At 59.6% G+C, this 14654-nt stretch carries 8 protein-coding genes; 6 read left to right on the forward strand and 2 right to left on the reverse strand.

Features of this window, described 5'->3' with window-relative positions:
* Nucleotides 1-5 precede the first annotated feature (5 nt).
* The 3 genes from TBK1r_RS23950 (at nucleotide 6) to TBK1r_RS39045 (ending at nucleotide 4782) form a co-directional block, all read left to right on the forward strand.
* Nucleotides 6-1073, forward strand: coding sequence for a type II CAAX endopeptidase family protein (locus tag TBK1r_RS23950; RefSeq protein WP_145216492.1), 1068 nt, complete (start codon nucleotides 6-8; stop codon nucleotides 1071-1073).
* Between the two features lie 192 nt (nucleotides 1074-1265).
* Nucleotides 1266-4301 carry a VWA domain-containing protein gene (locus TBK1r_RS23955; protein WP_145216495.1) on the forward strand — a complete coding sequence of 1012 codons (3036 nt, stop codon included), beginning with the start codon at nucleotides 1266-1268 and terminating at the stop codon, nucleotides 4299-4301.
* Nucleotides 4302-4632: 331 nt separating this feature from the next.
* Nucleotides 4633-4782 (forward strand): hypothetical protein, encoded by a 150-nt coding sequence (locus TBK1r_RS39045; protein ID WP_419580334.1) that lies wholly within the window; start codon nucleotides 4633-4635, stop codon nucleotides 4780-4782.
* A 168-nt stretch (nucleotides 4783-4950) separates the two neighbouring features.
* Here the strand turns inward: TBK1r_RS39045 and TBK1r_RS23960 are convergent, their stop codons facing one another.
* Nucleotides 4951-5316, reverse strand: coding sequence for a clan AA aspartic protease (locus TBK1r_RS23960; protein WP_145216498.1), 366 nt, complete (start codon nucleotides 5314-5316; stop codon nucleotides 4951-4953).
* A 1152-nt stretch (nucleotides 5317-6468) separates the two neighbouring features.
* Between TBK1r_RS23960 and TBK1r_RS23970 the strand changes: the two genes are divergently transcribed.
* Nucleotides 6469-7563 carry a CAP domain-containing protein gene (locus TBK1r_RS23970; RefSeq protein ID WP_145216504.1) on the forward strand — a complete coding sequence of 365 codons (1095 nt, stop codon included), beginning with the start codon at nucleotides 6469-6471 and terminating at the stop codon, nucleotides 7561-7563.
* A gap of 145 nt (nucleotides 7564-7708) precedes the next feature.
* Here TBK1r_RS23970 and TBK1r_RS23975 read toward each other — a convergent pair whose 3' ends face one another.
* Nucleotides 7709-8353 (reverse strand): PNPOx family protein, encoded by a 645-nt coding sequence (locus tag TBK1r_RS23975; RefSeq protein ID WP_419580335.1) that lies wholly within the window; start codon nucleotides 8351-8353, stop codon nucleotides 7709-7711.
* Between the two features lie 71 nt (nucleotides 8354-8424).
* Between TBK1r_RS23975 and TBK1r_RS23980 the strand changes: the two genes are divergently transcribed.
* Both TBK1r_RS23980 and TBK1r_RS23985 read left to right on the forward strand, forming a co-directional pair.
* Nucleotides 8425-9018 (forward strand): RNA polymerase sigma factor, encoded by a 594-nt coding sequence (locus TBK1r_RS23980; protein ID WP_419580336.1) that lies wholly within the window; start codon nucleotides 8425-8427, stop codon nucleotides 9016-9018.
* Nucleotides 9015-14147 carry an MG2 domain-containing protein gene (locus TBK1r_RS23985; protein ID WP_145216510.1) on the forward strand — a complete coding sequence of 1711 codons (5133 nt, stop codon included), beginning with the start codon at nucleotides 9015-9017 and terminating at the stop codon, nucleotides 14145-14147. The genes TBK1r_RS23980 and TBK1r_RS23985 overlap by 4 nt, the downstream gene beginning before the upstream one ends.
* Nucleotides 14148-14654: the final 507 nt, after the last annotated feature.

The following is a 14654-nucleotide window of genomic DNA, read 5'->3' on the forward strand; positions in this document are numbered from 1 at the left end:
CAGTAATGCGAGAATCCTACGGCGAACAGCCGCACAATCCTTACGCCGTCGACCCAACGTCTGGGGATGCTTCAGTGGGGGAGCCTGCGCTCGGGGAGCCTGCGCTCGGAGAGTCTGCGATCGGAGAGTCTGCGATCGGAGAGTCGCCGGGCGCGGTTGGACGAGAAGATTTGCCGCCATCGCCGGTCGGCCGGGATCGACCGCGGATCTGGCCCTCGTTGTTGCTGCCGTTGATCTCGCTGGTCGCGTTTCTGCTGTCCAGTCTGGTGATGATGGTGGTGGCGTTTTATGTCGTCCACGGCGAGTTCAGTCCACGGATGATGGTCAGTGCCGAGGCGATGCAAACGGTGTCCGCGTCCCGCGTCGGATTGCTGTTATTGGTCGTCGCGCCGCAGCTGGCGTTGGTCCTGCCGACCTTGATCGCCGCCGCGTTGTCGCCGGTCGGTTTTTCTAAACGCTTGTCATTGGTCCGGGGACATTGGCCGCTATGGGCATGGGTGGCCGCCGCGTTGACGACGCCGCTGATCGGATTTATTTCATCGATCGCGGTCGGTTCTCTGATGGAAGAGAGCGAAAGCCTGAAGATGATGTCCGACATTTTTCGCGGGCACGGAGAAACGGGATTTTTGATCCCGCTGGCAATCTTGATCGGCGCGACGCCGGCGTTCTGCGAAGAGTTTTTGTTTCGCGGCTATGTGCAGACGCGGCTGAACCGTCGCATCGGTCCGGCGCTGGGAATTTTTCTATCCTCGGCATTGTTCGCCGTGTTCCACATGGATTTGATTCACATCATCGCCGTGTTTCCGTTGGGCGTGTATTTGGGCGTGATCGCGTGGCGCAGTGCCTCGTTGATCCCGGCCATGCTCGGTCACTTCGTCAACAATTCGATCAGCGTGTTTGCGGTCGTGCTGGGGCCGGAGACTCAGGACCAGGATCCGTCGCCTGAAATGGCTCTGTTTCTGTTGGTGGTGATCGGCTTGGGGCTGCTCGGAGCGTTGCTGACCGCGGTGGCGATGTGGCGTCTGCCCGTTCCACCGCCGGTGCGGCTGACGCCCGAACCGGCCGTTTCGTAGCGAGAGCGGCCGTTCCCAACCGACAGCGGCCGTTTCGTAGCGAGCGAAAAAGCAGTGGGACGATCCGGCACTGATTCTCCGCGGTTTGAAATCGCAAATCGGCGCGTCCTGTCCAGGCGTGAGATGTTAAGCTAATTGCTTTGACAGATGGAAACGGCCAGCGTTTTCTGCTCTCCATGCACCCAAGCCGACATGTTGCCCTATCGCCTCAGCTTTGAGCATCCGATTTTTTTGTGGTTGATGCTGGCGTTGCCGGTATTGTGGTACCTGGGATTCCGATCCCTGGGTGTACTGGGCAAGACCCGGCGTGCGTTGGCATTGCTGCTGCGAACGCTGGTTTGGACGATTTTGGTGTTTGCCTTGGCGGGCGTGCAACTGGTTCGCGTCAGTGACGTGATCACGGTGATGTACGTGCTGGATCAATCCGAAAGCATTCCCAGCGCCAAACGCCAGGTGATGTTGGACTTTGTGGTCCGCAACGTCAAACGCCATCGTGACGGCCGTCGCGGAGACAAGGCCGGTATCATCGTGTTCGGCCGCGACGCGTCGATCGAGATCCCGCCGTTTGACGATGAGATTCGATTGCGACGTCTGGAGAGCTTGATGGATCGCAGCGATGCGACCAATCTGGAATCGGCGTTGAATCTGGCCCAAGCGACGATGCCCGAAGACACCGCGCGGCGGATCGTCGTGGTCACCGACGGCAACGAGAACCTCGGCCAAGCGAGAAAGCTGGTCGCGCGAGTCGCGGCGGCGGGCATCGGCATCGATGTGGTTCCGGTGATGCTCGATGCCAAGAGCGAAGTGTTGGTCGAGAAGATTGACTTGCCCAGCGACATTCGCAAGGGGCAACCGTTCGAGGCCAGGATCGTCGTCAACAACTACACCGACGCGACACCCGAGGGCGGCGAACCGACCAAGGGCAAGATTCGTGTCAAACAAAAAGTCGGCGACAACGAATCGATCTTGTTGGAACAGGACATCACGCTGGACCCCGGCAAGAACGTGTTTCCGTTGCGGCACACGATCGATCAACCGGCACCGTACATCTATCAAGCAGAGTTCGTTCCCGACAGCAAGGACGACGACGGATTGCGTCAGAACAACAGTGCGACGGCTTACACGCACGTGCGTGGTCAAGGACGCGTGTTGATGATCGAAGACCGAAGTCGTCTGGGCGATTTTGATTTGCTGGTCGGCCGGTTGCGAGACAACAACATCGAAGTCGTCACACAAACCAATGACAACCTGTTCGGTTCGCTCGCCGAGTTGCAAGCCTATGACGCCGTGATCCTGGCCGGCGTTCCACGTGTCTCGGGAAGCAATGAAAACGAAATCGTTTCCTTCACCGACCCGCAAATTGAAATGCTGGTCCGCAACACGCAACAGCTCGGCGCCGGATTGCTGATGCTCGGTGGGCCGGAAGCGTTTGGTGCCGGCGGTTGGACAGGATCGGAAATCGAAAAAGCGATGCCGGTTGATTTCAAGATCAAGAACGCCAAGGTCCAAGCGGTCGGCGCGCTCGCCTTGATCATGCATGCCAGCGAGATGGCCGATGGGAACCACTGGCAAAAAGTGATCTGCAAATCCGCCATCGAACAACTCGGCCCGTCGGACTTGGCCGGCGTGCTGCACTGGAATTTCAGTGGCGATGCGTGGCTGTGGGGCGGCTATCCGTCGTCGCCGGGGTTGTTGGAAGTCGGCCCGAACCGCCGCAACATGCTGGCCCGGATCAGCAAGATGACGCCCGGCGACATGCCGCAATTTGATCCGGCGATGAAGATGGCGGTGAGATCGCTTTCGTCGGCTCCGGCGTCGGTCAAACACTGCATCATCATTTCCGATGGTGACCCCAGCGATCCGATGCCCGGCACGATCGCCGCCTTCAAGAACAACAACATCACGATCAGCACCGTCGCGGTGGCTTCGCACGGCCTGGCGGGCAGTCAGCGTCTGCAGAAGATCGCGACGCAAACCGGCGGCAAGTACTACAGCGTCAAATCGGGTCGCGCCTTGCCACGGATCTTTCAACGTGAAGCGCGTCGTGTGTCTAAACCGCTGGTGTACGAACCGCCCGGCGGCGCGGTCCCCGAAGTCATCTTCCCGCATGCGTTGCTCGACGGGATCGATCGCGTTCTGCCGCCGGTCACCGGGTTTGTGATGACGCAGACCAAAGACAGCCCGCTGGCGCAGGTGTTGATTCAATCGCCCAAGCCGGACCAACCGGAAAACGCGACGATCCTGGCCGCGTGGACGTATGGGCTGGGACGAACGGCGGTGTTGACGACCGATGCCGGGGCGCGTTGGGCCAGCGCCTGGAACGACTGGGCCGACTACGACAAATTCTATAGCCAGCTGGTGCGTTGGCTGATGCGACCGACCGGTGACACGGGAAAATTCACGATCGCCACCAGTGTCAAAGACGGCCAGGTCCAAGTCGTCGTCAACGCGCTGGCCAACGATGATTCGTTTCTGGATTTTCTGGAGATGAACGCCACGGCGCTCGATGCGAACTTGAATCCGATTCCGCTGAGCATGCGACAAGCAGCCCCCGGACGCTATGTCGGTTCGTTCCCGGCAACGACCGCGGGCAGCTATTTCGTCAACGTCGTCCCCGGCCCCGGCGCCGCGCCGCTGACGACCGGTGTCACCGTGCCCTACAGTGACGAGTACCGCGTCCGCGAAACCAACCTGGCTTTGATCGAGTCGCTGGCGGCGACCGAGCCGCGCGGCGGAACGGTCGGCGAAGTCACCGCGCCGCTGGAAAACCGGGCGAGCGAAGAGCTAGTGGAAACCAACGCGTTTCGCGGCGGATTGGCACTGGCACGCAGCATCCGAGACGCCTGGCCCTGGTTCGTGCTGGGCGGGTGCTGCCTGTTCCTCGGCGACGTCATGGTCCGACGCATCGCGTTTGATTTCGGCTGGGTCGGCCGGACGATCAAAAAGATGCGCGGCGAACAAGACTCCGCTGCCGAAGTCGTCACGCGGCTGGACGCACTGCGAAAGAACAAATCACAAGTCGACGAAGATTTGCAGAAACGCCGGGCCAACGTGCGATTTGAACCGACCCGCGTCGAATCGTCTGACGAGGTGGTCGAGTTGTCAGACATCGGGCAAGCAAAATCCGCTTCAACGGAAACCAAATCCGTCGAAGCCCCAAAACAAACCAGCTACACCGAACGGTTGCTGGAAGCCAAACGCCGCGCCCGCAAAGACAAGGGCGAGTAGTTCCGGGTCACAGCTAGACCAAACGTTGAACTTAATCGAATTGCTTACCAGTGCGATGGTTGACGTGTGGTCACGGTGGGGCGGCGTTGCATGGGACTCCGGGTCGTAAGGCTGACGCCAACTTCTTGAATCCTCTGGCCGTAGGTCGTCAGCGTTTTGGTGCGACAGACGTTTTGATCTCTCGTGGCCCATCGTGTTATCCACAGGCGAATGGCTGCCCCGCCCGCTCGCGTCGTGTTGCCCGAGGCTGTTTTTCTTTGACTAAGAGACAAAACCGGCCGAACGCACAACCCTCCGCGGCTTGGGAGTCGAGCGCCGTCGGACTTTTGAAGTGCACAACAGAAATCAAGACGCCATTGCCAGCACGACGCAGATGAACTGCGGCCAGTTGAATCGGGAAGCGGACAGTGAGCAGGCTGCCCCTTTACTCGGACCAGACAAGATGGCCCGTGTGATCGGCGGGGACTACGGGGCCTACTGACATTCTTGACATGGTAGAGCCGATTCACCCATTGAAATCTAACTAACGGGCTGAAACATGTTGGCCTGTCGCGCTGCACTTTGCGGTCAGGCATCATCAGCGAAAGGTTCCGTCATCCGATACCGCTTCCGGTCAAGGCATCTGAGCCAGTCGTCGTCCCGTCATGCGTTAAACGATTGGCTCAATTTGGAACTGGCCGTCGTGAACCCAGTCGGCTCGAACACGACTTCCACGAAGCAGCCTTGTTCCGATCAGGGCTTCGTCGAGCACCTGTGCTCGTACCTTGAGTTCACGTTTATGCCAAAGAATCGTTAACTCAACGGTGTCGAAGTAACCAATACGCCCATCAGCAGTGACACCCTCTTGAACATCGAGCAAACCCAATCCCAATCGGCTAACCATCGCTTGAGGCACAGCAATGAAGCCATTGAACCCGGTATCGACCAAAAAGCTTTCCCGCTTCAGTTCGTCACCTACTCGAAGATCCAAGTCAACAACAGCTTCAAACTTGGCGTCGATGCGACCTTCAATCATGAGTTGCGGCCCCGCAGGTTAATGGTCATCGAGCAATAAAGGCGGCTCGATGGCCAATGCGGGCAACGAAAACTTGTGGGTCCGGCAACCGACTTCGCAGCCTCTCGCTCGCGATCTGAGCTTCCTCGGCTACTTCGAATTCGGAAGTCTCAACATCTATGGCAACGAACTGATCCATCGAATCCCGCTCCAGATTATCCTGCAGTTTCGTGTCGTAAATCTCCGACCCGCGTCGACCAATCTCGTCGCGTGACAACCGTCGAGTCTTCATGGTTTGCTCCTGGTTGAAAAAGTGATGCTATCAATATTGTCGCATCGAAACAGACAAAAGTCTACGAGCGACTCATGCCAAGCGGATGTGAGTAAGGGGCTACTCGGATCGAAAAATGTTGTCCGGCCGCACTGCACCTTGCGAACCGGCATGATCAGCCAAGGGTCCCCGTCATCCGATACCGCTTCCGGTCAAGGCATCCGCACCAACTCGCAAAGTCTCCGCGAATCCGCTAAGAAGCTTGGAGGAAGCAGCTTCGTGCAATGTGGCACTCGCTGATTGATCGCGGGTGATCCAATGTCCGTCACGTTTGAATATCACGCACCAGGTTGATTTGAACTCAGAAGTTGACCGATTGGTGTTGATAGCTCTCGATCTTGTCGATTGTTTAAGTTCGACCGCCCCGGCAAAACAAGTCGCAGATGTCCTTCGCGGTTCTGGCGAAAACATCCAACCAGCTTTCACGAAGGTCATTTGCCGACATTTCACATTGCCGCTAAAGCGTCGGCACTCGACATGACCCCATTAAATCTCCGTGCTCAAAGCTAAGCCAAGGGGAGGCGGTGGGGGCCGCCCCTAAGATCCGCCCGTCGACGACGGGAATTGTGTCCGCTAGCAACTCCTCAAGTGAGTGCTTGATCTGTGGGTGTCTCCTTTCACCTGGCCTTCGGTCCACGGTTTTCGTTCCTGCAGCTGCTCCGCCGGTGATCTCTCGATCAGACGCTAGTTTTGCGGCAATTGTCGTGGTCTTCGGGAAGAATCGCGTTGTAATTGGCGACAAAAGGCTTAGGATCGTCACTCGTTACCCAGTGTCCGCGACCAGAGCCCTCCCCCCAGACTACCGGGATGGATGGCGAGACTTTTCGGGGAGGATTACTTTGATGCCTCAGTTGACGAGCCCGCTTTTCGCGCTTCGTATTCTTGTGCTTTCGGCGCTCGTCGCCTCGGCCGCCCACGCCGATGTGTTCACGGCGATCAACTACGGCGCCGCCGATGCCAACGAGCAAATCGCATTCGATTCCATCAACGACTTTCGCGCCGATCCGCGAAATGGACTGTACAAGGCGTTTCAGGGTCTTGGGTACAGCGGCACCAAGGTCCAGTTCGACTCGATCTTGTCCGGCCAAACGTCGCACACTTCTGGTTGGTGGGCCAGCAACTTCGGCAACAATCTTGTGACCGGAAGCATGGACTTCTTTCAAACCGTTCCGTCGACGGTCAAATCTCAGTTTGACAGTTTACCGTCCGCTGGTTCACTGAGCCCCTTTCTGTGGAGCGATAACATCGGATGGTCGGCTCATCAGTATGCGACCTGGGTTGAGAACGACGCCGGGATGACCGCGAATCCGCACGCCATTCCCGGGGCGCCGGGTCTTGGTGGTCGGTTCACCAATGCCGGAGTGAATTGGTTATCGGCTGGAGAAAATATTGCTGCCGATTGGCTGCTCAGTCCGGATCTGATGCACGCGGGGTTTGCGATCGACTGGGGAGTTGGCACCGATGGAATCCAGGACCCTCCGGGGCATCGCAACTCGATGCTCAGCAGTGACTTCACCCACGCCGGCATCGGTATCGTTGACGGGGGTTGGACGCCGGGTGATGTCACTCAAGTTCAGCATCTGGCCCGAACGTTTTCGATGGACGACTCGATTTTTTTCGGTTACGTCACCGATGAATTGACGGGGGATGCGCTAATGGGCATCTCCGTTGACTTGTACGATGCCTCCAATGTGTTGCTTGGCACGACGACCACCGATGCTCAAGGAGCCTACACCATTGAATACGATGGTGGATTCGGTTCCCCCGATCGCGTCGATCTGTTTGCCTTTGGTCGCACGGTGACCAGTACAGGACTAGGTTCTTCAGGTTCCAACTACTTCTTGGATGCGGCGATTACGGCGGTTCCCGAACCGTCATCCTTTTTCGCTTTGACGACGTTCGCGATCCCGGTCGTGCTGCGACGGCGCAGGAAATAAGCATCGGGCACCGAGCACGAGCATTCCGCCGCAGCTATTGTTTTCGGGTAGTGGACGAGGCGACGAGTCCAATCGGATTGCGAGCTGCGAGGACTCCTCGCGTCGTCCACTACTGCGGACCCGAAGATGAAGTCGAGACGGAGCACTAGGGCACCACCCAAAACGCATCGATTCCACCCGCCGCTTCGTAATCGATCACCGATCGCACGTGCCCTCGGCGGCGGAGGTACAACCAGTCGGCGTGCCGAACCGTCGTCCGCACGATTCGGAAGTTCTCCCGCCCGCGTTCGGACTCTTCTCGAGTAACGAAACGGTCTGTGGTCGATGGGGGTTGGGGATCGTTGACGCGCTCGCCCGGCGGACAGATGGAGAGATAGGACGCTCGGCTGTCCGGTGTCGTTTGTCTCCACGCTTCGTCGGCCTGGTCACGATCGATCACCTCCGCGGTGCCATCGAGCCGAAGCTGGATTTTGGACGCCGGATCGTAAAACAGCCAACACACTGGTGCTGGTGAACCCGCGGCATCGAGCTGGTCAATCTTGTCCGACCGCACATCGGTGTAAAAGTCGATGGCACGGCGAGGTGGATCCGCATGACGCAGCACGACGGTGCGACACTTGGGATGCGGGATCGTGCCGTCGGGGAGATCGATCGTTGAAAACGTCCCCAAATTCCAGGGGTGCTGCGACGATTCAGCTCCGCCGCACAAGGTTTTCCAAATCAGAGCGTCCAATTCCGCCAGGGGCTGGTCGGATTGGAGCAGACGGTCGAATGCCGAACAGAGCGCCACGCCGGAGACTCGCGGTGGGAGACTGGGAAAAAAGCCGATGGTATCAGTTTTTGTACAATCCGTTCACTCCCGTGCCTCGTCTGTATCTTCGGACAACGCATTTTCCGCTGCAGGCGTATCGCATGAGCGACGATCCGGAATCGATCGAACCGACAATGACAGACGCCCGATGCGAGCGTCTGGAGCTGTTTTTTGATTCCTGTCCGGACGAAATTCTGGGGACGCTGTATTACGTCGTCGGAAATCTGGAGGACGCCCGGGATGCGTTGCAGGAAACGTTTTTGAAGTGTTGGCATCGCCGGCACCAGATCGATGACATCCAAAATCTTCGGGCCTGGGTGTTTCGAATCGCGCTCAATACCGGTCGCGACTTTCGAAAAACCGCCTGGAATCGTCGTCGAAAATCCCTGCAAGAGGACCATCCGATGGCTTCGACCGCTGACAGCCCCACGGACGGGCTGATGAAAAACGAGGAACTCACCCGGCTCCGGCGGGCCGTTTCGACGCTGCCGCCGGAACAGCAAGAGGTGTTTTTGCTGCGGCAAAACGGTGACCTGACGTATTCCCAGATCGCCGACGCGATGTCGTTGCCGCTGGGGACCGTCAAAACCCGTATGCGTTCGGCCATCCGTCAACTTCGCCAAAGCGTGGGAGACCTGTCATGAACCACGAGCCAAGCACCAATCACCCGCCCATCGACGACGACGACTTGCGACAGTCCCTGCTGGAGCTGCATTACGGATTGCTGGAAGACGACGAGTCGGCGGCGTTGAAACAACGCATCGAAACCGATCCGGTCGTGGCACAGCGGTGGGCCGAGACGCTGCTGGTCGCCTCGAAACTGGCCGTCGCCGCCAAGGTCACCGCGCCGGCCAGACGGGACACCATCGCTGCCCCGCCGGTCGAGACATCGGTCGAGACGCCGGTCATCCCGCCGACGGTTCCACCGACGCCGCGCCAACCGGCAAACACGCATCGGCCGAGCCACCGGGCGCCTGCGTCGGTGCCTTCCGCAGATGTCTCGTCCGCAGATGCCTCACCCACAGCCCCCGATCGCTTTCTGCGTCTGTGGCTGGGATCGCTGGCGACCGCGGCGACGCTGGCGATCGCCATCAGCGGCATTCGCTACCTGAACCAGCGCCCTGCATCGCCCGACGTCGGTCTGCGTGTGGCGGTGCAACCGGTCGCCGGAGCCGACGCCGCTGCGCGAAACGAGTTCCTGGTCGCCGTGGGTCCTCAACCCGTCGATCCGACGCTCAGCGACACGCTGGATCCATCGATGCCGGTAGTGCCGGCAACGATCTCCTTCAAGGTCCTCTCCCAAGGCGCCGTGCTGTTCTTCGGGACCTCCGAAACGACGGGGCAAGGCCCCTGCCGGATTCGCGTGCCCGACGACATCGCGATTCCCGGGGATGCGGTCTTGCACGTCGACGCCCATCCGACCGGTCGCAAGGGTCTGGTGCGATTGACGGTGCCGCTAGAACCGACGCGTTGTTTAACGTTCCTGTCGACCGATCGACCGGTTTATCGCCCCGGCGAAACCGTGTTCTTTCGGTCGGTCACGCTGAATCGTCGAACGCTCGCGGCGCATCTCGATGTGCCGATCCGTTTTGAACTCTTCGACGCCAGCGGTGCGACGGTTCAAGGCGCGATTCTGGAAGGCGTCTCTGAGCGGGGCGTCGGCAACGGCGCGTTTGTGATTCCAGAATCCGCGCCCGGTGGAACGTACCAGTTGATCGCCAAAAGTCTGGACGGATTTTTCCCGGACCAGGTCTGCGAATTGGAAGTGCGCCGTTACCGAGCGGTTCGATTGAAAACGGATCTCGAATTCTCCAAACGATCCTACAGTGCCTCCGACCGCGTCGAGGCCACGTTGACCGTCCGCCGGGCGGATGATTCGATCCCCGTCGCCGCCCCGGCACGCATTCAAGCCGTCGTCGACGGCGACGTCATTCATCAATCCACCAGCTCACTGGGTATCAACGGAGAGCTTGCGGTCGCGTTCGACTTGCCCAAAGTGATCCGCGAGGGCGAGGGCACGTTATCGATCGCGATCGACGATGGCTCGGTCACCGAAACCGCCGCCCGCCCGATCCCGATTCACACCGGACGCGCGGAAGTCGATTTTTATCCCGAAGGCGGCTACTTGGTCGGTGGGGTCACCAACCGCGTCTACTTTGCCGCACGGGACCCCGATGGCAATCCGATCGAGATCGCGGGCGAAGTCCTTTCGCAAGCCGGGCGGATGGTCGCCAGCATCAAAACGGTTCGCGACGGCATGGGGCGGTTCGAATTCAAGCCCGAGTCGGGACAACGTTACTCGCTGAGGATCACGTCGCCGCTGGACATCACCGAGACACCTTGGTTGCCATCGGTCGTCGAGGCCTTGCCGGTGCTGGATACCGGCGACGGTGTGTTTGATCCCGGCGAACCGATCTCGATGACCCTTCGCAGCACCAAACGTCGACCGTGCATCGTTCGCGTGGTCTGCCGCGGCGAACTGGTGGGGGTCAAGACGACTGAAATCGGAATCGGTGACACGTCCGTGACTGTACCGATTCAAGACCGCGCCGCCGGCGTGATTCGGGTCACGGTGCTGGATGCCAGTGGCGAGACGGCGACCCCGCTAGTCGAACGACTGGTCTATCGCAAAGCCGTCAAGAAGCTGAACGTCACCGCCAGTGTGGACGATGACCGTCGCGTCCATTCGCCCGGCGAGTCGGTGCGGATGACGATCGCAGTCACCGACGAAAACGACCAACCCGTCCCCGGAGCGGTCTTGGGTGTCCGCGTCGTGGACGACGCCGCCCTCAGCTTGCGACAACAGGATCTGCCGTCGATCGCAACCCATTTCTTCTTGACCAGCGAGGTTCAATCGCCGGAGGATTTGGAACACGCCGATTTCTATCTCGACGATTCGCCCGAGGCGGCCGAGAGTTTAGATTTGTTGCTGGGCACCCAGGGCTGGCGACGGTTTGTCAGTGGATCACCAGATCAGTTTCATGAAACCTTTCGCGACGCCTTGACGCGTTTGCTGGAACTGGACGGACAACGATCGGAATTGACCAGCCGGACGCAATCGAACGAGGCGACGATCGCGGCCCAGTTGCACGAATACCAACTGCGCATCGCAGCAGCCTGGCGGAGCTTTGTTTCCGAAGTCCGCATCGCGTTGATCTTGATCGGCGCGTTTTGGTTGATCGGTTTGTTGGTCCGCCCGCGAAAAGCCGGCGCGGTCGCCGCCGGACTGCTGTTGTTCGCTGCGATCATGCTCTCGCAATCCGGTTGCGGCAGCCAAGGGAACTATCGCGTGGAGGCGACTTCGGAATCCGCCCGCGATCAGATGACCGCCGGCGACATCGCACCGATGATGGAAGCACCGTCGGAATCAAGCTCCGCCGATGAAGCACAATTTCGAAGCCAAGAAGAACAAGCCGAAGCATCCGGTGCGGATGCGGGCGCTACCCAGCCGTTTGTCCAACGCGTCGTCCAGGCATTCTTGGGCCAGCGTGGCTCGAAGGTGCCGACCGAAGTGTCACAGACGCGGCTGACCCCGGAACAACTGCAACGCCTGGCAAAGTCGCGTGACCTGGACGCGCAAGCTTTGGCCGATCAATTGATGGACGAATTGCGGTTTCCGATTCGCCAGTACGCCCATCTGCATCGCCGCAGCGAAGACGATGTCCGCAGCGACTTCACCGAAACGGTGTATTGGAATCCGATGATGGTGACCGATTCAACGGGAACGGCGACGATTCGATTCGATCTTTCGGACTCGCTGACGATGTTCCGCGTGGACGTCGACGCGCACAGCACCGACGGCCGGTTGGGCAGCGGCGGCGGCGCGGTCGTGACCGAGATTCCGATTCAAGTCGAACCGAAACTGCCGTTGGAAGTCACCGGCGGCGATCGCATCGACCTGCCCGTGGGACTGGTCAATGCGACCGACCAAGACGGAGCGTTCGAAGTTCAATTGCAACTGGACCCGGCATTCACGGCGACTCGTCGGTCTGGACTGACCTCCGTTGCCGCCGGCGATCGAACCACGGAAATCTTTTCCTTGAACGTCACCGAACCGGCCAAACCCACCGAGGCCAAGGTCCGCGTCTCGGCCACGCTTAGCGGCAGCACGTTTGCCGATCAGGTCGAACGATCCGTGCGAATCGTTCCCGACGGGTTTCCGTTTGACGTTTCTCAATCTGGATCACTGTCCAAGTCGGCTTCTCTGTCGTCGAACTTGCCCGATTCTGTGGTGCCCGGTTCGTTATCGGCCGTCATGGAATTTTTCCCGAGCCCCCGATCGCAATTGAGCGCGGGATTGGAAAGCATCTTGCGCGAGCCGCATGGGTGTTTCGAACAAGCGTCGGCTTCGAACTATCCCAACGTGATGGCGTTTCAATTGTTGCAACTTGAAGGCGTGGTGGATGACCGTGCCGAACGCCGCACCGTGTCGCTGTTGCGTCGCGGCTATCGAAAACTGACCAGCTACGAATGTTCCACGCTGGGGTATGAATGGTTCGGCAACGATCCCGGCCACGAAGCGTTGTCGGCATTCGGACTGATGCAGTTTTCCGAGATGGCAAAGATGATCGACATCGATCGCGAGATGCTCAGTCGCACCCGCAACTGGTTGCTCTCTAGACGTGACGGCAAGGGCGGATTCAAACGCAACCCACGCCACCTTCATGTCTGGTCGGTCCAGCAAGAGGTCGTCAATGCGTACTTGTTGTGGGCGCTTTCGCAAGCCGATTGGGCCGCGGGTGATGCGTCCGCGACGGCTTCGGAACTGTCGGCCGAATTGGATGCGATGCAACGCGTGGCAGAATCCTCTGACGATCCCTATTTGATCGCGTTGTCCGCCATCACACTGGCCAATGTGGGCCGAGACCGTCAGGCGGCGACGTTGCTGGACCGGCTTGTGGAACTTCAAAACACAGACGGCAGTTTCATCGGAAAAACGACGATCACGCAAAGCGGCGGGATCTCGCGGACCGTCGAGACGACCGCGCTGGCGATTCTGGCGTTGGCCCGCAACGACAACCATCGCGGCGTGGCACAGAAAGCGGCGACGTGGCTGATCGAAAATCGACGCGGCGGCGGGTTCGGATCGACGCAAGCGACGGTGTTGGCGCTCAAGGCCTTGATCGCGATGCACGATCAAATGGTCGGCGGCGACGGCGGCAGCGTCGATGTTCTGGTCGATGGCGAGGTCGTTGAAACGGTTCGCTGGGACGGGCGTCCCGCCGAGGGCGTGACGTGGCAGATGACACCGGCGATGATCGACGCCTTCGTTTCCGATCCCACCACGCGATTGACACTTCGCAGCAGCGATGCCGCAAACCTGCCCTTCACGCTCCGCTTCACCGGGCGGACGACGTCGCCGTCAAGTGACCCCGAATGCCCGATCGCGATGAAGCTGTCCTTTGCCGGGCAGTCCGATCAAGCGAACGTCCAAAGCGGCGATGCGATCGATGTCATCGCAGAGGTGAACAACGTGACGAACACCGGATGCCCGATGACCGTCGCCGTGGTCGGACTTCCCGGAGGCCTTGAACCGGTCATCGAGAGCTTGGAGAAGCTTCGTGAATCGGGTGAAATTGATTTCTACGAACTGCGCGGCCGCGAAGTCATCTTGTATTGGCGGACCTTCGCACCGACTGAATCCAAGCGGATTCCGATCGCCTGTGTCGCCCAGATCGCGGGAAAATACACCGGACCGCCCAGTCGGGCGTACCTGTATTACACCGCCGAATCGAAGACCTGGCACAAGCCGTTGGTCGTAGAGATCAAGTAGTGCTGTTGTCTAGCCTTGAGGCGCATTCCCGCTCGCTGCGAAGCAGCAAGCGGGCGGCTGAAGCCTGCACACCAGCGCACGTTGGTGTCTAGCCTTTAGGCGATTCCTCACGCGCTGCGGAGCAGCGAGGCGGGCGGCTAAAGCCTGCACACCAGCGCACGTTGGTGTTTAGCCTTTAGGCGATTCCTCACGCGCTGCGAAGCAGCAAGACGGGCGGCTAAAGCCTGCACACCAGCGCACGTTGGTGTCTAGCCTTGAGGCGATTCCTCACGCGCTGCGGAGCAGCAAGACGAGCGGCTGAAGCCTGCACACCAGCGCACGTTGGTGTCTAGCCTTGAGGCGATTCCTTACGCGCTGCGAAGCAGCGAGACGGGCGGCTAAAGCCTGCACACCAGCGCACGTTGGTGTCTAGCCTTGAGGCGATTCCACACGCGCTGCGAAGCAGCAAGACGGGCGGCTAAAGCCTGCACACCAGCGCACGTTGGTGTCTAGCCTTGAGGCGATTCC

The sequence above is a fragment of the Stieleria magnilauensis genome, assembly GCA_007753675.1.
In the GTDB taxonomy this organism is placed as follows: Bacteria; Planctomycetota; Planctomycetia; order Pirellulales; family Pirellulaceae; genus Stieleria; species Stieleria magnilauensis.

Excerpts from the sequence above, each read along its gene's own strand:
- TBK1r_RS23950 (WP_145216492.1), top strand. The coding sequence starts at position 6 with ATGCGAGAATCCTACGGCGAACAGCCGCACAATCCTTACGCCGTCGAC.
- TBK1r_RS23970 (WP_145216504.1), top strand. The coding sequence starts at position 6,469 with ATGCCTCAGTTGACGAGCCCGCTTTTCGCGCTTCGTATTCTTGTGCTT.
- TBK1r_RS23960 (WP_145216498.1), bottom strand. The coding sequence starts at position 5,316 with ATGATTGAAGGTCGCATCGACGCCAAGTTTGAAGCTGTTGTTGACTTG.
- TBK1r_RS23955 (WP_145216495.1), top strand. The coding sequence starts at position 1,266 with ATGTTGCCCTATCGCCTCAGCTTTGAGCATCCGATTTTTTTGTGGTTG.
- TBK1r_RS23985 (WP_145216510.1), top strand. The coding sequence starts at position 9,015 with ATGAACCACGAGCCAAGCACCAATCACCCGCCCATCGACGACGACGAC.